This window comes from Streptomyces sp. NPDC051684 (genome assembly GCF_044453445.1).
Classification (GTDB): domain Bacteria; phylum Actinomycetota; class Actinomycetes; order Streptomycetales; family Streptomycetaceae; genus Streptomyces.
The window spans coordinates 131,756-155,038 of the sequence record NZ_JBITCS010000022.1 but is presented as its reverse complement, the minus strand read 5'-3'; the positions used below and the strand labels follow the sequence as shown (position 1 = coordinate 155,038).

Genomic DNA, 23,283 nt, shown 5'->3' with positions numbered 1-23,283 from the left:
CGGGCCTGAGTGGTGTGAGGGGGTGGGAAACGCGCCTACGCGACGGGGAGTTCGACCTCGTGCAGCGGGCGGGCGGCGGCGGCGCTGCGCGCACGCTCGTCGGCCGTCGGCGACAGCGCGACGAAGGCGCAGGTGAGGAAGAGGAACGAGCCGAGCACGACGGCCAGCGGCAGGATGAACGCGGTCGCGGTGGCACCGGACAGCGGCGCGGTTCCCGGGTGCACGGAGACCTTCACGGCGGCCATTCCGGTGTAGTGCATGCTGCTCACCGCGAGCCCCATCACGAGGGCGGCGACGGCCGCGATCACGGGCCCCCGCACGGACAGCGCGGCCCACAGCGCGGCGGACGCGGCGACGACGGCGATCACCACGGAGGCGGCGACCAGCACGGGGTCGTAGGTGAGCGAGCCGTTGAGCCGCACCGCCGACATGCCGATGTAGTGCATCGCGGCGACGCCGAGTCCGGTGCCGAGACCGCCGAGCACCACGGACAGGGCGCGCGACTTCCCGTATCCGGCGACGAACATGCCCGCGCCGACCACCAGGATCGCCACGAGCAGGCTCAGGAGGGTCAGGGGGATGTCGTAGCGGATCGCCGTGCCGTCGACGGCGTAGCCGAGCATCGCGATGAAGTGCATCGTCCAGATGCCGGCGCCGATCGCGACGGACGCGGTGAGCAGCCAGTTGCGCTTGGACCGCTGTCCGGCGGCCTGGGCGCGGGCGGTGCAGCGCAGGCCCAGTGCGGATCCCACGACTGCCATCACATAGGACAGGACGGGGGTGATCCAGCCGCCTGTCATGTGGTGCATGTGCCCCATGTTCTCTACGGGCCCCTCTCACTCTTCACAAGGATTGGCATCGGCCCCCCGACCGACCGGGACGCTAACACGCATATGACGGCTTGATCAGAGCGGTAATTGGCCCGAATCAGACGGGTTACCGACTGGTAGAGCCCGAGTTCATGGGGTCTTCACAAAGTGGCGCGTCCTGTGACCACGGGCGCGGTTGCGACTCTTGTCACGCCGCGCCTCGGGACGGTCCGGACATTGCCGCCGTTCCCTCGCGGGACGCCCATGAGGAGAGGTTTCAGGAGGTGCCACTCCCTGGAGAGGGGTGAGAACTCAGGAGGGCGTCCCCCTTGAGAAGGGACGCCAATTCAGGAGGCACCACTCCTTGAAGCGGGACGCGCACCCAGGAGGCGCCGCCCTGGAGAGAGACGCGCACTCAGGAGGCGTCACCGCCTTAAGGAGAGACGCGCACTCAGGAGGTGCCAGCGCGCAGTGCCTTCGCCAATGCGCTCTCTCCCGCCACGGAGACGCGTCCGTCGCGCACCGCCTCGACCAGGCCGACCGCACCGCGGGCGACCTCGCCGCACACCCCGGCCTCAAGGGTCAGCCGCACGTCCGGCTCCCCGTCCGGGTACCCGCCGTCCCCATATACGGGCGACACGGATTCCCCGCCCAGCCGGACGTGGAAGACCCCCTCGTCGACCCGGACCTCGACCGAACCCGGCTCCCCCAACCCTTCCAACTGTCGCGACAACGGCAGCGCCAACCAGTGCGCCCGCACCGCGTCGGTGGGCCTGCGCTCGGCGAGTTCCGGTGCGCCCCACTCCCCCAGCGCCTGGAGCACGGGCAGCAACCGCCGACCGCGCGGAGTGAGTTCGTACACGTATACGGAAGCGGGCGCGGGCAACCGCCTGCGCTCGGCGATCCCGTCCCGCTCCATGCCCTTCAGACGCGTGGCCAGCATGTCCGTACTCACACCCGGCAGATCGGCGTGCAGGTCCGTGTAGCGGCGCGCCCCGGCGAGGAGTTCGCGCACGATCAGCAGGGTCCAGCGGTCCCCGACGACGTCGAGGGCACGGGCTGCGGCGCAGTACTGGTCGTAACTTCGGCGTGGCATGACGCGCAGTCTATGCAACTTGTTGGACTTTCCAAGCACCCACTTGGTAAAACCAAGCAACAACGGTTCAGCACAGTGGCACCTGGTCCGCCTGGAGGGCAAGCGCATGGAGTTCCGGCAGTCGAGCAAGCTGAGCGAGGTCTGTTACGAGATCCGCGGCCCGGTGATCGAGCACGCCGACGCGCTCGAGGAGGCGGGCCACAGCGTGCTGCGCCTGAACACCGGCAACCCGGCGCTGTTCGGCTTCGAGGCGCCGGAGGAGATCGTCCAGGACATGATCCGGATGCTCCCGCAGGCGCACGGCTACACGGACTCGCGCGGCATCCTCTCCGCCCGCCGCGCCGTCGCCCAGCGCTACCAGGCGCTGGGCCTCGGCGTCGGGGTCGACGACGTCTTCCTCGGCAACGGCGTGTCCGAACTGGTCTCCATGGCGGTCCAGGCGCTCCTGGAGGACGGCGACGAAATCCTCATCCCCGCCCCGGACTTCCCGCTGTGGACGGCCGTCACGACGCTCTCCGGCGGCCGGGCCGTCCACTATCTCTGCGACGAGCAGTCGGACTGGTACCCCGACCTCGCCGACATGGAGTCGAAGATCACCGACCGCACGAAGGCGGTCGTCATCATCAACCCCAACAACCCGACCGGCGCGGTCTATCCGAAGGAGATCGTCGAGGGCATCCTCGATCTCGCCCGCCGGAACGGCCTGATGGTGTTCGCCGACGAGATCTACGACCAGATCCTCTACGACGACGCGGTGCACCACACCGCCGCCACCCTCGCCCCGGACCTCGTCGTCCTCACCTTCTCCGGTCTGTCGAAGACGTACCGCGTCGCCGGGTTCCGCTCCGGCTGGATGGTGGTCACGGGCCCGCGGCAGCACGCGCGGAACTATCTGGAGGGCCTGACCATGCTGGCCTCCATGCGCCTGTGCCCGAACGCGCCCGCCCAGTACGCCATCCAGGCCGCGCTCGGCGGCCGCCAGTCGATCCGCGAACTCACCGCGCCCGGCGGCCGGTTGCTGGAGCAGCGCGACAAGGCGTGGGAGAAGCTGAACGAGATCCCCGGGGTGAGCTGCGTGAAGCCCAAGGGCGCGCTGTACGCCTTCCCGCGCATCGACCCCAAGGTGCACAAGATCGTCGACGACGAGAAGTTCGTCCTCGACCTGCTGCTGCGCGAGAAGATCCAGGTCGTCCAGGGCACCGGCTTCAACTGGCCGAGCCCGGACCACTTCCGCATCCTGACCCTCCCCCACGCCGACGACCTCGATGCTGCGATCAGCCGGATCGGCCGCTTCTTGAGCGGATACCGTCAATGACATGATCACTTCGACGTCGTGCAGCACCTGTGGGCATCCCAGCCACACGCAGTTCGCCTCCCCCGACCTGGTCGGGCCCATCGTCTCCGGCCGGTTCGACCGGGCCCGGGACCCGGCATGGCGGCAGTCGGGCGCGGCGACGGTCGAGGACTACGCGCGCTGGTGCGGGCACCTGTGCGGGGCGACGTGCCTGCGCATGGCGCTCGGCCCCGGCGCCCCCTCGCTCTTCGAACTGCGCGACGGGGCCCTGAAGTTCGGCGCGTACCGGGTGGACGCCGAGGGCGAGATCCGCGGCATGATCTACGCGCCCGCGGTGGAGTACGTACGGGAGGTGCACGGCGTCGGCGCGGCGGTGCACCGCACCCTGGGCGCGGACGGGATCGGCGAACTGCTCGACGCGGGCCGCCTGGTCGTCGCCTCCGTGCACTACGCGATCCGCCGTCCGCAGGAGCCGGCCCCCGGCCGCGGCGGCCACCTCGTCCTCGTCACGTCCCGCACGCCGGACGGCTCCGGGTACCACTTCCACAACCCCTCCGGCACGGACGCGGCAACCCGCACGGCCCAGCTGCCCGTAGCCCGGTTCGCGGACTTCTTCGCCGGACGCGGCATGTCCCTGGCAGTGGGGGCGGACTGAGGCTCCGCCATTCAAGCCCCTGCAGGGAGCACCTCCCAGCGGTAGCTGGGGGAGATTGAGCAGCGGGGTCCGGGGCAGCGCCCCGAAACCGGCGGACGGTCCCGTGGCCAGGGGCGCAGCCCAGGTGTCAGCCGCCGCCCAGGACGGAGTCCAACGCCGACACCGGGTCGCGGCCCGGCTCCCCGCGGGGCCACCAGTCCTCGCGGCCCGGCTCGGACTCGTACCCGTACCACCACCCGTCACGGCCGAGCCGAAGCTGGACGGACCGGGTCGACAGGTGGTTGCGGTGCGGGCGGAACTCCGGGTGCCCCATGGCCAGGAGGGCCGGGCGGGCGCGGTCGAAGGGGCCCGCCGGCGGGTCCCACTCCTCCTCCAGGACCGAGAGACCGTCGAGCCCGCCCTGCCGCCACGCCGCGACGGCCCGCGCCAGATCCGTGGGCGTACGGCCCGTCCCCCGCGACAACGAGGCGTAGAGCGCACGGGTCGCCGCCGTGAGACCGGAACCGGGGTGCGCCGCTGCGAGGCGGACCGCGTCCTGCCACGGAGTGAGCGCGGCGATCGGGTCCGCGCCGGTGCTGAGCAGCGCGTGCGCGCGGGCCCCTGCCTCCGTGGCGAGGAGGTCGAGCGCGAGCGGGTCGGGGGCGTCCGGCGCCTGCGGGTAGGAGGGCGGCCGCTCGGGGTACTGCGGGGCCGGGAACTCCGGTGGCAGCTGAGGCAGTTGACCAGTCTCGGCGCTCGCGTACACGTCCTTCGCCGGGAGCGAGTCCAGCTCGGGGGCCCGCGCCTTCGAGCGCTCCTGCGCCTCGTGCACCGAGCTGCGCCGGGTCAGCGCCCGCAGCAGCTCCTGCTCGCCGCGTCCGCGCAGCAGGAACAGAACGAAGGGGTCCTCGTCGAGGATCCGGGCCGCCTGGTAGCAGAGCGCCGCCGCGTGCTTGCAGGGGTGGCCGCGGTCCGGACAGGTGCACTCGGGGCTGAGGTCGTCGACCGTGGGCAGCAGGTCGGCGGCCGCCGCCAGCGCGTGCGGCACGTCCTTGTCGAGCAGCGACGCCAGGTGTTCGGGGCGGGCCGCCGCCGTGTCCAGGAAGCGGTCCCAGGCCTCGTCCGGCAGTTCCCGCAGGCGCAGTTCGGCCCGGTAGGGGCGGGGGCGCGAGCCGTGCACGTAGGCGACGACGCGGCCCGGGGTGACCGTGATCGCGTCGACGTGGCCGCGGTCCGCGTAGGCGCGGCCACGGGCGAGGCGGCCCTGGTCGAGTGCTGTGTCCTCCAGGGCGTCGACCCACGCGTTGCCCCACCACGTGAGGGCGAAGCTGCCGCCCGGCTCGGCGCGCGGCGCCAGCGGCGGGAACGTGCGGCGCGTGTCCAGGTGCCGGGCCCTGGCCTGCTCGTCGGCGCCCGCGCGGCCCGGCACGTGCGGCCGGTGCGTCCTGTGGGGCCTGCGCGTCGGGCTCATCGCGTCGCCTCCCTGCGCAGCGTCACGAGGTCCGTGAGTTCCCGGTCGGTCAGTTCGGTGAGCGCCGCCTCGCCGGTGCCGAGCACCGCGTCCGCCAACGCCCGCTTGGTCGCGAGCAGTTCGGCGATCCGGTCCTCCACCGTGCCCTCGGTGATGAGCCGGTGGACCTGCACGGGCTGGGTCTGCCCGATGCGGTACGCCCGGTCGGTGGCCTGCTCCTCCACGGCCGGGTTCCACCAGCGGTCGAAGTGGATCACGTGCCCCGCGCGCGTGAGGTTGAGTCCGGTGCCGGCCGCCTTCAGGGAGAGCAGGAAGACGGGCACCTCACCGGACTGGAAGCGGTCGACCATGCGCTCGCGCTCGACGATCGTGCTGCCGCCGTGCAGGAGCTGGCTGGGGATGCCGCGGGTCGTGAGGTGCGTGGCGAGGAGCTTGGCCATGGAGACGTACTGGGTGAAGACGAGGACGGCCCCGTCCTCCGCGACGATCGTGTCCAACAGCTCGTCCAGGAGGGCGAGTTTGCCGGAGCGGCCCGACAGGCGCGGGCGGGAACCGTCGCCCTGGCCCTCCTTGAGGTACTGCGCCGGGTGGTTGCAGATCTGCTTCAGTGACGTGAGCAGCTTCATGATCAGGCCGCGTCGGCCGATGCCCTCGGCCTCCTCGATCTGCGCCATCGACTCGCGCACCACCGCCTCGTAGAGCGAGACCTGCTCGCGGGTGAGCGGCGCGGGATGGTCGGACTCGGTCTTCGGAGGCAGTTCGGGGACGATGCCGGGGTCGGACTTCCTGCGGCGCAGGATGAACGGGCGGATCAGGCGGGCGAGGCGCTCGATCGCCTCCGGGTTCGTCCCGCCGTGGCCCTGGAGCGGGACCTCGCCCTCGACCACGCGCGCGTGCCGGGCGCGGAACGCCTTGAGCGGCCCGAGCAGCCCGGGTGTCGTCCAGTCGAGCAGCGCCCACAGCTCGGACAGGTCGTTCTCCACGGGCGTGCCGGTGAGCGCCACGCGCGCGGGGGCCTCGATGGTGCGCAGTGCCTTCGCCGTCGCCGAGTTGGGGTTCTTCACGTGCTGCGCCTCGTCCGCCACGACCATGCCCCAGGTGTGGCCCGCGAGTTCGGCGGCGCGGGTGCGCAGCGTGCCGTACGTGGTGAGGACGAAGCCGCCCTCGACGCCGGTCAGGGCGCGGTCCACGCCGTGGAAGCGGCGCACCGGGACACCGGGGGCGAACCGCTCGATCTCCCGCTGCCAGTTCCCGAGCAGGGACGCCGGGCAGACGACGAGCGTGGGCGCGGTCCTGGCACGACGCAGGTGCAGCGCGATGAGCGTGACGGTCTTGCCGAGGCCCATGTCGTCGGCGAGGCAGCCGCCGAGGCCGAGCGAGGTCATCAGGTCGAGCCAGGCGAGACCGCGCAGTTGGTAGTCGCGCAGCGTCGCGCGCAGGCCCTCGGGCGGCTCGACGGTGTCGATGCCCCGGGTCAGCCGGTCGCGCAGCTCGGCGAGGCGGCCCGCGGGCACGGCCGCGACCCGCTCCCCGTCCACCTCGGCCTCGCCGGTCAGCGCGACCGCCAGCGCGTCGACGGGCTCGAGGAGGCCCAACTCCCGCTTGCGGGCCTTGCGGACGAGATCGGGATCGACGACCACCCACTGGTCGCGCAGTCGCACCACCGCGCGGTGCGACTCGGCGAGCAGGTCCATCTCGCGCTCGGTCAGCGGGTCCCCGTCGAGCGCCACCTGCCAGTCGAACTTCAGCAGCTCGTCGCTGTCGAAGAACGGCGTCCCGTCGGTGGCCGAGCCGGGCGCGGCCTGCGCGCGCACCACGGCGGTCGCGGTCAGCGAGCGGGCGATGTCGCGCGGCCAGTGCAGGGTCACGCCCGCCTTGGCGAGGCGCGCCGCGCCGGGCCCGAGCAGGTCGGTGAGCTCGCTCTCGGACAGGGCGAGCACGTCCGGCACGTCCTGCTCCAGGAGGCGGCCGAGCGGCGGCCAGGCGAGCGCGGCGCGCCGCACCGCGAGGACCGCGTCGATCCGGGCGCGCGGCCCGAAGTGGTCACCGGCCTCCCCGGCCCACAGTCCGGCGGCGTCGACCACGCGCGTGGGGTCGGCGAGGCTGTGCACCTGAACGATGGCGGCGCCCGCGCGGCGCGCCCCGGGGTCCTCCTCGGGCTCCTCGCCCTCGTACCCGGCGTCGTCCCCTTCGAACAGCGCGTACTGCGACAGGTCGAGCCGCAGCGACACCTTCACGCCCGCGTCGAGTCCGGCCGCCGCCTCGACCGCCCAGGGGCGGGCCCGCGGAATGTGCTGGGCGGCGGCCGCCGCGAACGGCGCGCCCGCCGCGTGCGCCGCGGCCGGGGTGCGCGGCAGCGCGTCGGCCACGGCGTCGAGCAGCGCCCGCACCAGCGCCTCGGGCTGCGGGACCCGCAGCGGCCTGCTCCCCGGCACCGGCGTCGCGTACCCCTCGGGCGGCAGGGCGGCGGCGATGCCCCGCACCTGCGCCACGTCGTCCTCGTCGAGCGGGCCCGCGCGCCACGCGTCGTGGTCGGACGCGGTGAGCCCCGGCAGCAGGCGGCCCCGCGCCACCAGGTGCAGGGCGTGCGCCGCGGCCGCGCCCCAGGCGGCCGCCGCCGGGTGGGCGCCCCTGGTGCGGCGGGCCCGCAGCAGCAGGGGCAGCGCGTCGAGGACCGGCAGGACGAGGGCGGGCACCGTGCGGCTGCGCACGGTCGAGCCGTGCGGCCGTACGACCGTCAGCTCGCCCTCGGCGCCCGGCAGGCCCGGCTCTTCCCGGCCGCCCTCCGCGTCGGGGAACCAGAAGGCGATCCGCCCGGCACGGGGCAGTGGATCCGGCAGGAAGACGGCGGCAGCGCTCAGCGGGACACCAGACAGCTCCGGCACGTCGCGCCACCTCCCTTCCCACTCTCCGCTCGGGCCTCGACTCCGGCCTCGACGACCCCTAAGACCTTACGGGCCGGGTCTGACAATCCTTGATCCCATGCCCGGCGGCCCGCGTCCGGCCCGCCCGCCGGGCCCGCTCACGCCCGCCCGGAGACAATGGCCGTGCCTCTGCCCACCTCCTAGCGAACAGGCGCGAACCTTGGGTGATCTGCTTCTCGTCCGGCACGGCGAGACCGAATGGGCCCTCACCGGGCAGCACACCGGCCTCACCGACATCCCGCTCACCGACAACGGCAGGGAGGAGGCGCGCCGCGTCGCTCCCCTCGTCGGCAGCTATCACATCGGGGCGGTCTTCGTGAGCCCCCTCCAGCGCACCCGGGAGACCGCCGAGCTGGCCGGCCTCAAGCGCTACACCGTCGATGCGGACCTGCACGAATGGGACTACGGCGCGTACGAGGGCGTCACCACGCGGGAGATCCAGCGCACCCGGCCCGACTGGTACCTGTTCGACGACGGGGTGCCGCCGGGGCCGCCCGAGCATCCCGGCGAGACGCCCGAGCAGGTGGGCGAGCGGGCCGACCGGATGCTCTCCAAGGTCGACGCGGCGCTCTCCAACAACGAGGGCAGCGTCGTCCTCGTCTCGCACGGCCACTTCCTGCGGGTGCTGACCGCGCGGCGCCTCGGGCTGCCGCCGTCGGGCGGCTCGCACTTCCTGCTGGCGACGGGCACGGTCAGCCGCCTCACCTACGAGCACGGCAGGCCGGTGATCTCCGGCTGGAACCTGCGGCCCTGAGGGCGTCCGCCCGGCCGCACCGGCCCGTTGTCAGTCCCGTCGTGCACCATCGACGCAAGACGGGAGGCACGCCATGACCAGACCGCCGACAGCCGCGCAGCGCCGCATCATCGAGGCCGCCGATCCGGAGACGGGCCGGATCTCCGGCACGCCCGCCCAGCTCGACCGGCTCATCGCCCTGAAGCTGGCGTTCCGGCATCCGAGGCCCCCGCACGAGCACTTCCTGACCCCGGCGGGTCACCGGCTGCGCGAGGCCGGGGACGAGCCGCCGGCCGCCGAGCCCGGCCCGGCGGAGTCCGGCGGGGTGTTCGCCGCGCGGCTCGGCGGCGAGCCGTGGTCCGGCTCCGACACGGGGCCCGCGCGGGCGCGCGAGGTGCGCACGGCCTGGCAGGGCCTGCTGGAGATACGTCGGATGACGAACCCGGACAGCGCGACGGACCGGCCGTGCGCCTGGGAGCGCGGTCGGCTCGCCCCGTCCGCCGCGCTCGCCCTGGAGGCCGCGGGCTGCGCGCCCGCGGAGGCAGACGGCGAGGACGGTTCCGTCCCCGGCTATCGCGTGCGGGACACCCCGCAGCCGGAGGCCGTCGCCGTGCAGCACCCGGACCCGGCCGGGCTCGCGGCGTGCGCGGCGGCGTTGCGGGAGGCGGGCTGGCAGGTCGGCGAGCACGCGCGGGCAGGCGGCGGGTCCCGTTATCTGCTGGCGTCGCCCAGACGTGCGTAACGCACCTCACGGCGGCGCGGACTGCCGTGTCCCACCCCCCTGTTGGCATGATCGGCACAACGCCCACCATCGAGAGGAACGTCGTGGCAGAGCAGTTTTCCGTACCGGTCGAGGTCCGCGGGTACGAGATCGATGTCAACGGGCACCTCAACCAGGCCGTCTACTTGCAGTACGCGGAGCACGCGCGCTGGTCGTTCCTGCGCCACGCCGGTCTCGACGAGAACGCCCTGCTGGGCCGTGGGGTGGGCCCCGTCGTCCTGGAGACGAACATCCGCTATCTGCGGGAGCTGCGCGCCGGCGATGTCGTCGACGTGAGCTGCGCCTTCGAGTTCGGAGACGGCAAGGTGTTCCGCGTCCACCAGACGCTCCGCAGGGCCGACGGCTCGGTGGCGGCCGAAGTGACCGCCGTGAGCGGCGTCATGGACCTCACCGAGCGCAAGCTGGTGCGCGACCCTGGGGAGATCTTCAAGGAACTGGCCGCCGCCCCGGCCGTCCTCGGCCTCTGACCGGCGCGCCCGCCGCTCCCCCGTCATGAACCTCCACAGCCGTTCCTACGGACACCCCGACGCGGTTGCGCTCAGCGACCAGGTGCAGGCCGAGTACCGCAAGCGCTTCGGCTACGACGACTTCACCGATCTGCACCCCGGGCACTTCGACCCGCCGCGTGGCCTGTTCCTCGTCGCGTACGACGCCGGGGTCCCGGTCGCCTGCGGCGGCTGGCGGGCGCAGGAGCGCGACGACGCGGGCTACGCGGACGGTGACGCCGAGCTGAAGCGGATGTTCGTCGTGGAGCGGGCGCGCGGCCGGGGCCTGGCGCGGCGGATCCTGACCGCGCTTGAGGACAGCGCGCGGGACGCGGGCCGTACGCGCATGGTCCTGGAGACGGGCGTCCACCTGCCGGAGGCGATCGGCCTGTACGAGGCCGACGGCTACGGCCCGACGCCGCCGTTCGGCCCGTTCCGCGACTACGACGACAGCCGCTTCTACGCCAAGTCCCTCACGGCTCCCGGCGCTTGTGGGTCCTAGGGCTTGTCGTTTGGATCAGGCCGGGCTCGCGGGGCCTGATCCAAACGACAAGCCCTAGCGGCGCCCCGCTCCCCCTTGCCACCTCCCGCGAAGATCGCTACGGTCCCGTTCGAGCCGCCTTTCTACGCGCGTCAACCCCGTGCACGGCACCACCCGAACGCCCCCACGCGAGAGGCCCCGCCCATGCAGTTGCGCCACAAGTCCCTGCTCTCCGCCGCCCTTGTCACGCTGGCCCTCGCCGCCCCCGCCCGCGCGGGCGCCCCGGCGCGGCCCGAGCCGCCCGCCACCGGCTGGCAGCAGGTCGGCGACGACGCCAGGTCCGGGGTCAGCGGCCTCGCGCTCACCGGGAAGACGACGGCCGACGGCGCGGTCCAGGCCCTCGTCGTGCACGACAACAAGATGCCCGGCGAGCGCCGGATCAGCCGCGTCGCCTTCCACCCCTCCGCGCCGAAGGACACCAAGGTCACCCCGCTCGCGTGGGAGGGCATGGCCCCCAAGGACCTGGAGGCGATCGAGGCGGTGCCGGGCTCGGACGGCGAGTTCATGGCGCTGGCCAGCAGGGGTCTCGTGTACCGGCTGCACGTCGACGGCGACACCGCACGGGTGCTCGACCTGGCGCCGCTGCCCGCGATCCCCGAGGGCGCGGACTTCGAGGGCTTCGCGCTCGGCACGTCGGCGCACGGGCGGACGGTCGCGGTGTGGGCCGACCGGGGCGCGGGCAAGGACCGCCCGGCGACGGTGTTCGCGGCGCCGTTCGCCGTGAACGAGTACGGGGAGGCGGAGTTCGGGAACGTCAGCAAGGCGGAGTTCCGCGCGGCCTACCCGAAGGGGGAGGTGCGGCACGTCTCCGACATCTCGCTGACCAAGTCCGGCCGGATCATGGTCGGTTCGGCCTCGGACGCCGGGGACGACGGGCCGTTCGCCTCGGCGGTGAGCGAGGCAGGCCGGGTGTCGCTGAACACGTCGGGCACCGGGGCGACGCTGCGGATCGCCGAACGGCACGGCGCCCCCGACAGGTTCGACGGCCGCAAGATCGAGGCGGTCGAGTGTCTGCCGGGGGCGGGCGGCCGGGCGCTGCTCGGCACGGACGACGAGAATCTGGGCGGGTACCTGAAGTCCGCGCCCGTGTGCGGCGGCTGAGACGCGGGCGGGGGTGGCGCCGCCGACCGCGTCACCCCCGCCGCGTCGCTCAGTGCGCCCCCGCCGTCGTCGCCTCGGTGCGTGGTCCCGCGATGTCGCTGCCACCCTCCATCGGATGCGTGACGTCGTCGGCGTCGCGCCCCTTGCCGATGTGGTTGAACAGCAGGTTGAGCACGACCGCCGCGACACAGCCCGTCGAGATGCCCGAGTCCAGGATGATCTTCGCGTTCTCCGGGAACGCGTGGTAGAACTCCGGCACCGCGATCGGGATCAGGCCCACGGCGAGCGAGACGGCCACGATGAGGACATTGTTGTCCTTGTCCAGGTTGGCCTTGACCAGGGTCTGGATACCGCTGGCCGCGACCGAGCCGAAGAGCACGACGCCCGCACCGCCGAGCACCGGGCGCGGCACGACCGCGATCAGCGAGGCCGCCATCGGGCACAGGCCCATCAGGACGAGGAAGCCGCCACCGGCCGCGACCACGAACCGGCTGCGGATCTTCGTCATGGCGACGAGGCCGATGTTCTGGGCGAACGCGCTGCACATGAAGCCGTTGAACAGCGGGCTGATCGCGGTGCCGAGGGTGTCGGCGCGCAGGCCGGCCGCGATGGTCTTCTCGTCGGCCGGGCGGTCGACGATCTCACCGAGGGCGAGCATGTCGGCGGTCGACTCGGTCATCGAGACGACCATGACGACGCACAGCGAGACGATGGCCGCGCCCGCGAACTGCGGGGCACCGAAGTGGAACGGGGTCGGGAACCCGACGATGTCCGCCTGGCCGACAGGTGAGAAGTCCGTGGCGCCGAACGGGATCGCGACCACCGTGCCGATCACCAGGCCGAGCAGCACCGCGATCTGCTTGACGAAGCCCGTCGTGAAGCGGCGGACGACCAGCACGATCACGAGTGTGATGCCGGCGAGCGCCAGGTTCTTCATCGACCCGTAGTCGGGCGCTTTGGCGTCGGGGCCCTGGGCCCAGCCGAAGGCGACCGGCATCAGGGAGACACCGATGAGGGTGATGACCGTGCCGGTGACCACCGGTGGGAAGAACCGCACCAGTTTCGAGAAGAAGGGTGCGGCTATGAAGCCGAGCACACCCGCGACGATCACGGCGCCGAAGATGATCGGCAGCGCGTCGTCCTTGTCCTTCGTCGAGCCGACGACGGCGAGCATCGGGGCGACGCCCGCGAAGGTCACACCGTTCACGAACGGCAGGCGCGCGCCGATCTTCCAGATGCCGAGCGTCTGGAGGAAGGTCGCGAGACCGGCCGTGAACAGGCAGGCGCCCGTCAGGAACGTCAGATCCTTCGGGCTGAGCCCGATCGCCGCGCCGACGATGAGCGGGGGCGCGACCACGCCCGCGTACATCGCCGCCACATGCTGCAGACCCGTCGTCGCCATCTTCAGCGGTGGCAACTTCTCGTCTACCGGATGTTTGGTATGCCCCGCGCCCACGTCCTCGGGCTCGTCGGGGGTCGTGCCTTGCTTGGTGAACCTGGGCTTCGTCGCCACTGCGGCTCCTCCGGTTGTTTTCCAGCCCCGGCAGGCCGCCGGCGCTTTTCGCTTCTGGGAGGTGGTGCAAGGTGCAAGGTCGTGCTGGTGGTGCTCGTACCGCCGTATTCAGTTGTTGTGCGCCCAGGTATTACTGGCCGCCCCGAGAACGTGAGGCTTTGGGCCACGTTCCGGGGCGGCACTCGGTCGAGCAGCCCGCTCGGCAGCTCGATCGAGTCCCCGGCCAGGGGCCGTCCCCCCTGACCGGAGTCTCAAGACATCAGCTCTCGGCGGTGATCCGCGCGAGTCGCTGCGCCTCCGCCCGCGTGGAGCGGGCGATGGCGTCCTCGTCGACGTTGAGCAGGCGGCTGTCCTCGACCACCGGCTTGCCGTTCACGAGGGAGAGGGTGACCGGTGCGGCCGCGCCGAAGACGAGCGCGGTCACCGGATCGGCGATCGATGCGTGGGCGAGGGTGTCCATCTTCCACAGCACCAGGTCGGCCAGCTTGCCGGCTTCGAGCGACCCGATCTGGGTGGCCCGGCCGAGGACTTGGGCTCCTCCGTACGTCCCGAGGCGCAGCGCCTGACGGGCGTTCAGGGCCGCCTCGCGGTGTGCGCCGAGGCGGTTGATGAGGAGGGCGTTGCGCAGCTCGGTGTGGAGTTCGCCGGACTCGTTGGAGGCGGTGCCGTCGACGCCGAGGCCGACCGGGACACCGGCCGCGAGCATGTCGGGCACGCGGGCGATACCCGCCGCGAGGCGGGCGTTGGAGGACGGGCAGTGCGCCACCCCCGTCTTCGTACGGCCGAACGCGGCGATGTCGGAGTCGTTCATGTGGACGCTGTGCGCCATCCACACGTCCTCGCCGAGCCAGCCCGTCGACTCGAAGTAGTCGGTCGGGCCCATGCCGAACAGCTCGTGGCAGAACTTCTCCTCCTCGACGGTCTCGCTGCCGTGGGTGTGCAGCCGAACCCCGAGGCGGCGCGCCAACTCGGCGCCCTGCTTGAGGAGTTCGGTGGACACCGAGAACGGCGAGCAGGGGGCCACGGCCACCTGCGTCATCGCGTCGAAGGAGTCGTCGTGGTGCTTCCTTACGGTCTCCTCGGTCGCGGCGAGCGCGCCGTCGAGGGTCTCGACGGCGAAGTCCGGCGGCAGTCCGCCGTCCTTCTCGCTGCGGTCCATCGAGCCGCGCGCCAGGGTGAAGCGCACGCCGGTCTCGGCGGCCGCCCGGATGATCGATCCGGAGAGGTCGCCCGAGCCCCGCGGGAACACGTAGTGGTGGTCCATGGCGGTGGTGACACCGCCGCGGGCCATCATCGCGAGGGAGCCCTGCGCCGCCGCGTACGTCATCTGCTCGTCGATGCGCGCCCACGTCGGGTACAGCGCCACCAGCCAGTTGAACAGGTTGTGGTCCGTCGCCAGGCCACGGGTGATCCACTGGTAGAAGTGGTGGTGCGTGTTGACGAGGCCGGGTGTGGCCAGGTGACCGGTGCCGTCGATGCGGCGGACCACGTTTTCGAGGCCCTCGGGCGCGCTGCCCGCGCCGATGGACTCGATCCGGTTGTCCGCGACGACGATGTGGCCCGAGGCGTACTCGGTGTCGTGCGCGTCGACCGTCGCGATGGCGACGTTCTCGATGACGATGCGGTTTGCCGTGGCAGGAGCCATGGTGCTTCCTTCAGTCGGTGTGACGTGTGGGCACGGCAGGACCCTAGGAAGATTTGAGTGCCGCGGCAGGTGCGCCACGGGTGCCGAGATGGTGGAAGAACAGGTTGAGCGAGACGGCGACGAGCGCGCCCGCGCTGATTCCGGATCCGAGCACGGTCTGTGCCCAGGCCGGGAAGTCGGCGTAGAAGCTCGGCGCGGCGAGCGGGATGATGCCCGCGCCGAGCGAGACGGCCACGAGGATGATGTTGGAGCTGTCGTCGAGGCCCGCTTCGGAGAGCGTACGGATGCCGCTGACGGCGATCGAGCCGAACAGCACGATGCCCGCGCCGCCCAGGACCGGCATGGGGACCAGGGAGACGACCGCGCCGAGCATCGGGAAGATGCCGAGGATCAGCAGGGTGCCGCCCGCGACGGCGACGACGTAGCGGCTGCGCACCTTGGTGAGGGAGACGACGCCGACGTTCTGGGCGAACGCCGAGGTCGGCAGGCCGCCGAAGATCGGTCCGAGGAAGGTGGCGATGCCGTCGGTGCGCAGGCCCCGGGTGATGGTCTTCCCGTCGCACTCGCGCTCGCAGATCTCGCCGATGGCCAGCATGCCGGCGCTCGACTCGGTCATCAGGACGAGCATGACGAGGCAGAGCGAGATGATCGCGGCAGGCTGGAACTCCGGGGCGCCGAAGGCGAACGGCGTCGGGAGTGCGGCGACGGGCGCGGACTTGAGGGAGCTGAAGTCCGCCATGCCGAACGGGATCGCGGCGAGCGTGCCGATCAACATGCCGAAGAGCAGGGCGACCTGCTTGACGAAGCCCTTGCCGAAGCGCTGGATCAGCAGGATGACGACGAGCGTGAAGGCGGCGAGGGCGAGGTAGCGCATGTCGCCGTAGTCGGCGGCGGTCTTGTCGCCGCCCTGGGCCCAGCCGACGGGCACGGGCATCAGGGTCACACCGATGAGGGTGATGACGACGCCGGTGACGAGCGGCGGGAAGAATCTGAGGAGCCGTCCGAAGAACGGCCCGATCGCGAGACAGAAGACGCCCGCGACCATGACCGCCCCGTAGATCGCGGGGAGTTGGTCGCCTTTGGCGTTCGTCTCGGCGATGGCGAGCATCGGTGCGATGCCCGCGGAGGACGCGGCATTGACGAAGGGCAGCCGGTTGCCGACGAAGCCCTTGACGCCGAGCGTCTGGAGCAGGGTGGCCACACCCGCGATGAGCAGCGACGCGGCGATGAGCCGGGTCTGGCCCGCAGTGTCGAGGTGGACGGCCTGGCCGATGATGAGCGGCGGGGTGACAACGCCTGCGTACATGGCGGCGATGTGCTGGAGTGCCGCGGGCGCGAGCCGCGACGGCTGGAGCTTTTCGTCCACCGGATGCACCTGCGTAGCGGTGCTGCTCTCCGATGGGGTGGAACACGGGCCCTCGGCTTCAGCCGGCCCCTTTGCTGGCACTGCCATTGCTTTATGTTCCCTCCGGGTGCTGCGCGCCCCCGCCGACTGCGGGTGGACGGGGGCGCGCTGCCGCGTCAACTACGCCTATGGCGTCAGAGGTTGGTCATGTCGACCGGGATGCGCTGGTCGGCGCCGTCCCTCAGAATGGTGGCCTCGATCAGGCCGTAGGGGCGGTCTGCGGCCCAGTACACGGCGCCGTCCTTCGCCTCGTTCTCCAGACCGAAGGCCGAGAGGTCCTGCCGGAAGTGGTGCTTGTTCGGCGCGGACATGCGGATCTCGTCGATCTCGTTGCGGTTGTTGATGACGCGCGAACCCATCTGGAAGAGGGTCTGCTGCAGCGACAGCGAGTACGTCTCCGCGAAGGCCTGCAGGAGGTGCTTCTTGGACTGCTCGTAGGACTTGTTCCAGTTGGGCGTGCGCTCGTTGTCGACGCCCGTCCAGCTGTGCCGCCACCACGTCGACAGCGACGTCGCGAGGATGCGGTCGTAGTCCTCCTTGAGCGTCGTGTACTTGTCCTTGATGAAGCCCCAGAACTCGGAGTTCGTGGTGTTCAGCACGGTCAGGTCCTTGAGCCCGGACAGGACTTCGAACTTCTCGCCGTCGTAGGTGACCTGGACGAGGCGCGTCTCCTGGCCCTTGCGGACGAAGGAGTGCTGGACCTCGTCGGCGCCGATGAACTTGGAGCCCGCGTCGGAGCCGGCGATGCGCTCCCAGGAGTACTCCTCGAGGCGGATGCGCGCCCGGTGGATGGACGGCTGGCTGTCGACGAAGTGCCGGGCCAGCTCGATCCCGTACTGCTCCACCGACTCGATGCCGAATTCCTTGGCGAAGGCGAAGCAGGTGTTCTTGGTGGTGTCCGTCGGCAGGCAGTTGGCGTTCGAACCGGTGAGGTGGACCTCGTCGAGGTCACCGCTGAGGGCGACCGAGACGTTGACGTCCTTGATGTGGTGGGTGTCGCCGTCCCGCGTGATCTTTACGACTCGGTTCTCGGCCTTGCCGTACTGGTTGTGTCCCAGGATCGTGGGCATGTCTGCTAGCTCCCTCGGTAAACGGAGTAGCCGAACGGGTTGAGCAGCAGCGGCACGTGGTAGTGCTCGCCCGGCTTGACGGCGAACGTGATCGCCACCTCCGGGAAGAACGCTCCGGTCGTGTCGCTGTCCCGATTCGCGGGGGCGTCCTGCTGCGCATCGGCTTGCTTCTTGTCGAAGTACACCTCGGTCTCGAAGTCGAGGCGTACGTGGGTGGTGCCCTCCGGCAGCGCCGGCAGGTCCTTGCAGCGCCCGTCCGCGTCGGTGGCACTGCCGCCGAGCGCCTGCCACGCGGCGCCCGAACCGGCGCGCGCCGCAAGGGAGATGGCGACGCCCTCGGCGGGGCGTCCGATGCTGGTGTCCAGAATGTGCGTGGACACCGATGCCGTGGTCTCGGTGCTCATCAGGCGTTCGCTTCCTGTTCTTACGGTGCTTCTACGATGCGGGTCAGGCGAATGCGGTTGATCTTGCCCAGTTCGGTGCGGACGATCTCCCGCTCCTGCTCGGCGGTGTGGCCGAGCCGGGTCCTGAGCGCATCGAGCATCTGCTCCCCGGTGGCGCCGGTGGCGCAGATGAGGAAGACGTGACCGAACCTGTCCTGGTACGCCAGGTTGAGCTCGAGCATCTCCTTCTTGAGCTCCTCGGACGCCCCCGCCATGCCGCGCTGCTCACGCGAGGACGTCGGGTCACCCGGCTTCGGGCGGCCGATCGGCGGGTGCCCCGCCATCGCCTCGGCGAGGTCGTCCGCGGTCAGTTCCGCCATCGCGGCGTCACTGGCGGTGAAGAGAGTCTCTGCTGAGGCGAAGGGGCGCTGGGCGAGGATCTTGCTCCCCCACGCCGATGAAGCACACACCTCGTGGAGCTCGGCCTGGGCCGCGCTCTCGTCCGAGGCGTTGAACCGGGTGAGACCCGGCGTCGAACCTGAAGTCACGGGGTGCCTCCGTGGCCTTGTGCTGGACGGGCTGCAGATAGCTAACGCCCCCGGAAACATCACGTCAACACTTTGTTGAAAACTCGGAGTTACAAAAAACCGCCGTCCGGATATCGGACGGCGGTGTGGAGGCACGCGGCTGGCTCGGCATCGTCCCAGGTCAGGGAGTCTTGTCCCGGTTGAGATAGTTGTAGACGGTGAAGCGGGAAACGCCGAGGGCGCCGGCCACTGTCTCCACACCGTGACGTACGGAGAACGCTCCGCGCGCCTCCAGGAGCCGGACGACCTCCTGCTTCTGCCGGCGTTCGAGCGCGGACAGCGGCATTCCCTTGGTGCGCTCCATGGCCGCCAGGATGTGGTCGAGCGAATCCGCCAGCTGGGGCAGGCGCACGGCCACGACATCGGCCCCCTGCCACGCGAGCACGACGTCGTCGGGGCCCGCGCCGTCCGGCGGCATCAGCTCCCCGCCCATCGCGTCGACCAGTGGCTTCACCGCCGTGATGAAGGCGTCCCCGGTGTCGTTCACGTGTCGTCACCCTTCCCCTGGGGGTCCCCCACCACGTTGACCTGCAACGAGATCCGCGTCGCCCCGCTGTCGAGGCTGCGCCGCAGCAGCGCGTCGACCGCGGTGAGCACCGCGTCCGCACCGCCCTCCGCCGTATTGCCGAACGGCCCCACGTCGACCTCGTCGAGATCGGCCGCCTCGATGACCCGGCGCGCCGCGAGCGCGTGCTCGGGCGCCTCCTCCAGGTCGAAGGGCTCCGTCGTGAACTCCACTCTCAATCGCACGCGTTCAACCTAACCCGCATGGGGCGGTTACCGGGAGCCACCGTGGGGATCAGGGTGCGGGGCACGTGCTGCCCGAAGACCCGGAACCGCAGCCGTCGCGGCAGCCAGGGCCAGTTCCTGCGGTCCGTCCGGCGGCCCCTCATGCCACGCCTCCCCAGCTGCGCTCCAGCGGCCGGTCCTCGCCGTCCCGTACGGCGCGCGGCCGGCGGACCGCCGCCTGGGCGAGGACCGCGCGCCCCGTCAGGTGCTGGGCGGACAGGAACGACAGGTCCTGCCCGATCCGCGCGGCCGGCAGCCGGTCCGCCTCGGCGAGCTCGTCGGCGGCGTACCAGAGGGCGTGCAGCAGCCGGAAGACCGGCTGCTTCTCCAGGCTCGCCTCCGGGTCCGCCCGCACCTGCGGCCGGTCCCTGCGACCCTTGCCGGCCTCCTGGCAGTGCTCGAACCAGAGGTCGCCGGGCGGGCGGCGCGTGCGCCACCGTCCGCAGCGCCCGCAGCCACTCCAGGGCGTCGCCCTCGGGGCGCCCGAACTCCGCGTGCAGCCGGTCGACGACCTCCTGGGTCTCCCCGCCCGCCAGCCGGTGCCACAGGAAGCGGGCCCACTCGTCGCGCCCGGCCCGCCCGGAGCGGCCCTCGGCCCGGCGCCTGTGGTGCTGCGCGAGCAGCCCGTGCGCGTCGCCCCAGCCCACGCCGCCCGCGCCGCGTCCGCTGCGCATCTGGTGCACGAGCAGGGCGCGCAGAAAGCGGTCCGTGATGAACGGGCGGCTGCCGGGACCGCGCGACCAGCGCTCCCGTTCCAGCTGGGCGGCGACGCCGTCGGCCGCGGCCAGGTCGTCGATGGTCCGCGGCACCCACCGCTCGGCCAGCTGTTCGGCCGCCTCCCGGTCCCAGGCCAGCGAGAGCAGGCACAGCTCGTCGTGGTTCTCGCTGCCGACGAGGGTGTCGAGCAGCCTCCGGATGACCGACTCCCCGGCCCCGCCCGGATGGTCCAGGTCGAGCAGTTCCTCGGCCGCGACCCATTCCTCGCCGCGCGCCTTGTGCACGACGGCGTCGCACATCCGGCGGGCCCCCATGGGGTGCCCGCGGGTCAGATCGTGCAGCGCCGTCGCGATGTACGGGTCGAACGTGACCCCGCTCGTCGCTGCGGAGCATGCGCTCCAGGTGTTCCGTGTCGAGCGGTGGCAGCGGCAGGAGCAGCACGCCCTGGGACGGCTCCGTGCCGTCGCGGCTCCAGCGGGTGCGCGCGCCGACCTCGTGCAGGGGCTGCCGGGTGGCGTGCGGGTACGGGGCGGTCTCCTGCTCCTCCTCGGGGGTGTCGTCATCGTCGTCGGCGTCGCCGCGCAGCTCGGTGGCGAGCACGACGAGGGGGTCGCGGGCGCCGCGCTCCTGCAACGCGCGCTGTTCCAGGAGGAGTTCGAGGAAGTCGCGGCCGGCGTCGGTGTGCACGTTGTCGAGCAGCGGCGGCGTGCCGGTCGGCGACGTCGCCCTCGCCCCGTTCCGCCGGGCCGACGTGGACGGGCGCGGGCAGTTCCAGGTGATTTCTCGCGAACTCCAGGTCTTCCAGGGGGAGTTGACGGCCGCAGTAGAAGGCCTCGCTCACCCACAGGAAGTTCTCGGGGTGGGACTCCTCGCCGCCGCGGTGCTGCCCGGCCCGGTCACAGTACGCGAACAGGGCGGCCTTGGCGTAGCGCCGCCTGGCCTCCCGGTCGGCGTACGCCTCGTCCCAGACGGCGACCTCGGCGAGCCCGGCGGCGGTGGGACTGACCAGGGGCGGGTCGGCGTCCGAGTCGTTGTGCTCGGTGAGCCAGCCGAGCGCGCCGAGCCGCCCCACGGCATCGGCGACCAGGTCCACGCTGCACCGCTCGTGCGGCGCGAAATCGGCGCTGGCCCATCTCCCCCAACTCCCGTGACCGGCAACGGGCCTTCACCTTCCCAGAACTCCAGGGCCAAACACGTGTCACGAGCCGGTTCCTCAAGACCCCGACCAGGGCGCGGGCAGGGCGAATTTCGACGACCCCTCTTGACAGCCACGAGCCCTTACAGGCAATCTTCCATCAAGTAGAAACGAACTTCCGCAATACGGAAGCTCGACCATGACGAACCTGAAGGGAGCGCCGACCCTGATGGGCTTCACAGACCAGCGCTTCAACGTCAACCTGTCGATCCTCTTCACCGAGCTCCCGCTCCTGGAGCGCCCCGCGGCCGCGGCCGCGGCGGGCTTCACCGCGGTCGAGCTGTGGTGGCCCTGGGTCGACGCCCCCACCCCCGAGCAGTCCGAGCTCGACGCCCTGCGCGCCGCGATCAACGACGCGGGCGTCCAGCTCACCGGCCTGAATTTCTACGCGGGCCGGCTGCCGGGCCCGGACCGGGGCGCCCTGTCGATCCCCGGCGAGGAGAGCGAGAAGTTCCGCGCGAACATCGACGTCGCGGCCGACTTCGCCCAGTCCCTCGGCTGCACGGCGCTCAACGCGCTGTACGGCAACCGCGTGGAGGGCGTCTCCGAGCAGGAGCAGGACGAGCTCGCCCTGGAGAACCTGGTGCTCGCCGCCCGCGCGGCCGACCGCGTCGGCGCCGTGCTGCTGATCGAGGCGCTGAACGCGCCGGAGTCGCCGAAGTGCCCGATCGTGAGCGCCCCCAAGGCGATCGAGATCGTGGACAAGGTGAACGCGGCGACCGGCCTCGGCAACGCCAAGTTCCTGATGGACCTGTACCACCTGTCCATGAACGGCGAGGACCTCCAGGCGATCATCAGCGCCTACACCGACAGGACGGCGCACGTGCAGATCGCCGACAACCCGGGCCGTGGCGCGCCGGGCACCGGTTCGCTGCCGCTGGAAGACCTGCTCGACCAGCTGAAGAAGGCCGGCTACGAGGGCTACGTGGGCCTGGAGTACAAGCCGGGCGACGCCCCGAGCGCCGAGGCCTTCGACTGGCTGCCGCGCGAGCACCGCGCGGCCTGAGCACGCGGCGCCCCTTCGCCAGGCGCCAACTCATCGACTTATCAAGGCATTTGGAGTCACCCTCATGAGCAACAACCTCCCCAAGGTCGCGTGGATCGGTCTCGGCATCATGGGCTCCCCCATGTCGGAGAACCTGATCAAGGCCGGTTACGACGTCACGGGCTTCACCTTGGAGCAGGACAAGCTGGACCGCCTCACGGCCGCCGGCGGCACCGCCGCCAAGTCGATCGCCGAGGCCGTCAAGGACGCCGACGTCGTCGTGACGATGGTTCCGGCCTCCCCGCAGGTCGAGGCCATCGCCTACGGCCCGGACGGCATCCTGGAGAACGCGAAGTCGGGCGCCCTGCTCGTCGACATGTCCTCGATCACCCCGCAGACCTCGGTCGACCTCGCGAAGGCCGCCAAGGACAAGGGCATCCGCGTCCTGGACGCCCCCGTCTCCGGTGGCGAGGCCGGTGCGATCGAGGCCGTCCTGTCCATCATGGTCGGCGGTGAGCAGGCCGAGTTCGACGAGGCCAAGCCGCTGCTCGACGCGCTCGGCAAGACCATCGTGCTGTGCGGTCCGCACGGCTCGGGCCAGACCGTGAAGGCCGCCAACCAGCTGATCGTCGCCGTGAACATCCAGGCGTGCGCCGAGGCCGTGGTCTTCCTGGAGAAGTCCGGCGTCGACCTGAAGGCGGCCCTGGACGTCCTCAACGGCGGTCTCGCCGGCTCCACCGTGCTGACCCGCAAGAAGGACAACTTCCTGAACCGGGACTTCAAGCCGGGCTTCCGCATCGACCTGCACCACAAGGACATGGGCATCGTCACCGACGCCGCCCGCAACGTCGGTGCCGCGCTGCCCGTCGGCGCCACGGTCGCCCAGCTGGTCGCGTCGCTGCGCACCCAGGGCGACGGCGGCCTCGACCACTCGGCGCTGCTGCGCTCGGTCGAGCGCCTCTCGGGCGACCAGCCCAAGTAGGCACCAACCCCCAGACTTCCGGGCCGTGGCGGCGCTGACACCTGTCCTGTCGCGCCCAGGCGCCGCCGCGGCCCGGAACCCTCATTCGCGTACCCATAACTTCAACAAACTGTTGACGTAGCTGTTCAGGGGTCCTTACGCTC

At 71.5% G+C, this 23,283-nt stretch carries 23 protein-coding genes; 9 read left to right on the top strand and 14 right to left on the bottom strand.

Annotated features, from left to right (window positions below; translation table 11 throughout):
• Positions 1 to 35 precede the first annotated feature (35 nt).
• Both ACIA8D_RS25960 and ACIA8D_RS25955 read right to left on the bottom strand, forming a co-directional pair.
• A complete protein-coding gene (locus ACIA8D_RS25960; protein WP_399235717.1) occupies positions 36 to 818 on the bottom strand; it encodes an MHYT domain-containing protein in 783 nt (260 codons plus the stop codon).
• Between the two features lie 442 nt (positions 819 to 1,260).
• Complete coding sequence (locus ACIA8D_RS25955; RefSeq protein WP_399235719.1) at positions 1,261 to 1,905, bottom strand: winged helix-turn-helix transcriptional regulator; 645 nt, start codon at positions 1,903 to 1,905, stop codon at positions 1,261 to 1,263.
• A 106-nt stretch (positions 1,906 to 2,011) separates the two neighbouring features.
• Between ACIA8D_RS25955 and ACIA8D_RS25950 the strand changes: the two genes are divergently transcribed.
• Positions 2,012 to 3,220 carry a pyridoxal phosphate-dependent aminotransferase gene (locus tag ACIA8D_RS25950; protein WP_399235721.1) on the top strand — a complete coding sequence of 403 codons (1,209 nt, stop codon included), beginning with the start codon at positions 2,012 to 2,014 and terminating at the stop codon, positions 3,218 to 3,220.
• A gap of 1 nt (position 3,221) precedes the next feature.
• On the top strand, positions 3,222 to 3,854 hold the full coding sequence (locus tag ACIA8D_RS25945) for a peptidase (protein ID WP_399235723.1): 633 nt from the start codon (positions 3,222 to 3,224) through the stop codon (positions 3,852 to 3,854).
• A 127-nt stretch (positions 3,855 to 3,981) separates the two neighbouring features.
• Here the strand turns inward: ACIA8D_RS25945 and ACIA8D_RS25940 are convergent, their stop codons facing one another.
• Positions 3,982 to 5,304, bottom strand: a complete 1,323-nt coding sequence (locus ACIA8D_RS25940; RefSeq protein ID WP_399235725.1) for an SWIM zinc finger family protein — start codon at positions 5,302 to 5,304, stop codon at positions 3,982 to 3,984.
• Positions 5,301 to 8,189, bottom strand: a complete 2,889-nt coding sequence (locus ACIA8D_RS25935; protein WP_399235727.1) for a DEAD/DEAH box helicase — start codon at positions 8,187 to 8,189, stop codon at positions 5,301 to 5,303. The genes ACIA8D_RS25940 and ACIA8D_RS25935 overlap by 4 nt, the downstream gene beginning before the upstream one ends.
• A gap of 199 nt (positions 8,190 to 8,388) precedes the next feature.
• Between ACIA8D_RS25935 and ACIA8D_RS25930 the strand changes: the two genes are divergently transcribed.
• The 5 genes from ACIA8D_RS25930 to ACIA8D_RS25910 all read left to right on the top strand — a co-directional run bounded on the left by ACIA8D_RS25930 (position 8,389) and on the right by ACIA8D_RS25910 (position 11,869).
• Positions 8,389 to 8,982 (top strand): histidine phosphatase family protein, encoded by a 594-nt coding sequence (locus ACIA8D_RS25930; RefSeq protein WP_399235729.1) that lies wholly within the window; start codon positions 8,389 to 8,391, stop codon positions 8,980 to 8,982.
• A 73-nt stretch (positions 8,983 to 9,055) separates the two neighbouring features.
• The gene (locus ACIA8D_RS25925; RefSeq protein WP_399235730.1) at positions 9,056 to 9,703 is read left to right on the top strand and encodes a hypothetical protein; all 648 of its coding nucleotides are present in this window, start codon (positions 9,056 to 9,058) and stop codon (positions 9,701 to 9,703) included.
• An 83-nt stretch (positions 9,704 to 9,786) separates the two neighbouring features.
• Positions 9,787 to 10,209 (top strand): acyl-CoA thioesterase, encoded by a 423-nt coding sequence (locus tag ACIA8D_RS25920; protein ID WP_399235731.1) that lies wholly within the window; start codon positions 9,787 to 9,789, stop codon positions 10,207 to 10,209.
• Positions 10,210 to 10,234: 25 nt separating this feature from the next.
• Entirely contained in the window at positions 10,235 to 10,729 is a 495-nt protein-coding gene (locus ACIA8D_RS25915; protein WP_399235732.1) for a GNAT family N-acetyltransferase, read from the top strand.
• 183 nt (positions 10,730 to 10,912) lie between these two features.
• Positions 10,913 to 11,869, top strand: coding sequence for a hypothetical protein (locus ACIA8D_RS25910; RefSeq protein WP_399235733.1), 957 nt, complete (start codon positions 10,913 to 10,915; stop codon positions 11,867 to 11,869).
• Positions 11,870 to 11,918: 49 nt separating this feature from the next.
• Here ACIA8D_RS25910 and ACIA8D_RS25905 read toward each other — a convergent pair whose 3' ends face one another.
• The 10 genes from ACIA8D_RS25905 to ACIA8D_RS25860 all read right to left on the bottom strand — a co-directional run bounded on the left by ACIA8D_RS25905 (position 11,919) and on the right by ACIA8D_RS25860 (position 21,071).
• The gene (locus ACIA8D_RS25905; RefSeq protein ID WP_399235736.1) at positions 11,919 to 13,382 is read right to left on the bottom strand and encodes a nucleobase:cation symporter-2 family protein; all 1,464 of its coding nucleotides are present in this window, start codon (positions 13,380 to 13,382) and stop codon (positions 11,919 to 11,921) included.
• Positions 13,383 to 13,641: 259 nt separating this feature from the next.
• A complete protein-coding gene (locus ACIA8D_RS25900; RefSeq protein WP_399235738.1) occupies positions 13,642 to 15,027 on the bottom strand; it encodes an 8-oxoguanine deaminase in 1,386 nt (461 codons plus the stop codon).
• A gap of 43 nt (positions 15,028 to 15,070) precedes the next feature.
• Positions 15,071 to 16,480 carry a nucleobase:cation symporter-2 family protein gene (locus ACIA8D_RS25895; protein ID WP_399235740.1) on the bottom strand — a complete coding sequence of 470 codons (1,410 nt, stop codon included), beginning with the start codon at positions 16,478 to 16,480 and terminating at the stop codon, positions 15,071 to 15,073.
• A gap of 86 nt (positions 16,481 to 16,566) precedes the next feature.
• Entirely contained in the window at positions 16,567 to 17,502 is a 936-nt protein-coding gene (gene pucL, locus ACIA8D_RS25890; RefSeq protein ID WP_399235742.1) for a factor-independent urate hydroxylase, read from the bottom strand.
• Positions 17,503 to 17,507: 5 nt separating this feature from the next.
• A complete protein-coding gene (gene uraH, locus ACIA8D_RS25885) occupies positions 17,508 to 17,906 on the bottom strand; it encodes a hydroxyisourate hydrolase (RefSeq protein ID WP_399235743.1) in 399 nt (132 codons plus the stop codon).
• A gap of 20 nt (positions 17,907 to 17,926) precedes the next feature.
• Positions 17,927 to 18,433 carry a 2-oxo-4-hydroxy-4-carboxy-5-ureidoimidazoline decarboxylase gene (uraD, locus tag ACIA8D_RS25880; protein ID WP_399235744.1) on the bottom strand — a complete coding sequence of 169 codons (507 nt, stop codon included), beginning with the start codon at positions 18,431 to 18,433 and terminating at the stop codon, positions 17,927 to 17,929.
• Positions 18,434 to 18,593: 160 nt separating this feature from the next.
• Positions 18,594 to 18,905, bottom strand: a complete 312-nt coding sequence (locus ACIA8D_RS25875; RefSeq protein WP_399235817.1) for a helix-turn-helix domain-containing protein — start codon at positions 18,903 to 18,905, stop codon at positions 18,594 to 18,596.
• 50 nt (positions 18,906 to 18,955) lie between these two features.
• Complete coding sequence (locus tag ACIA8D_RS25870; RefSeq protein WP_399235745.1) at positions 18,956 to 19,222, bottom strand: hypothetical protein; 267 nt, start codon at positions 19,220 to 19,222, stop codon at positions 18,956 to 18,958.
• Positions 19,213 to 20,277, bottom strand: a complete 1,065-nt coding sequence (locus tag ACIA8D_RS25865) for a hypothetical protein (protein WP_399235746.1) — start codon at positions 20,275 to 20,277, stop codon at positions 19,213 to 19,215. Before ACIA8D_RS25865 ends, ACIA8D_RS25870 begins: the two co-directional genes overlap by 10 nt.
• Positions 20,278 to 20,537: 260 nt before the next feature.
• Entirely contained in the window at positions 20,538 to 21,071 is a 534-nt protein-coding gene (locus ACIA8D_RS25860) for a hypothetical protein (protein ID WP_399235748.1), read from the bottom strand.
• A gap of 271 nt (positions 21,072 to 21,342) precedes the next feature.
• On the opposite strand from ACIA8D_RS25860, the gene ACIA8D_RS25855 reads away from it, so the two are divergent.
• Together ACIA8D_RS25855 and ACIA8D_RS25850 are read left to right on the top strand one after the other, a co-directional pair.
• Positions 21,343 to 22,179, top strand: a complete 837-nt coding sequence (locus ACIA8D_RS25855) for a TIM barrel protein (protein WP_399235818.1) — start codon at positions 21,343 to 21,345, stop codon at positions 22,177 to 22,179.
• Between the two features lie 64 nt (positions 22,180 to 22,243).
• A complete protein-coding gene (locus tag ACIA8D_RS25850) occupies positions 22,244 to 23,140 on the top strand; it encodes a 2-hydroxy-3-oxopropionate reductase (protein ID WP_399235750.1) in 897 nt (298 codons plus the stop codon).
• The last annotated feature ends 143 nt before the right edge of the window (positions 23,141 to 23,283 follow it).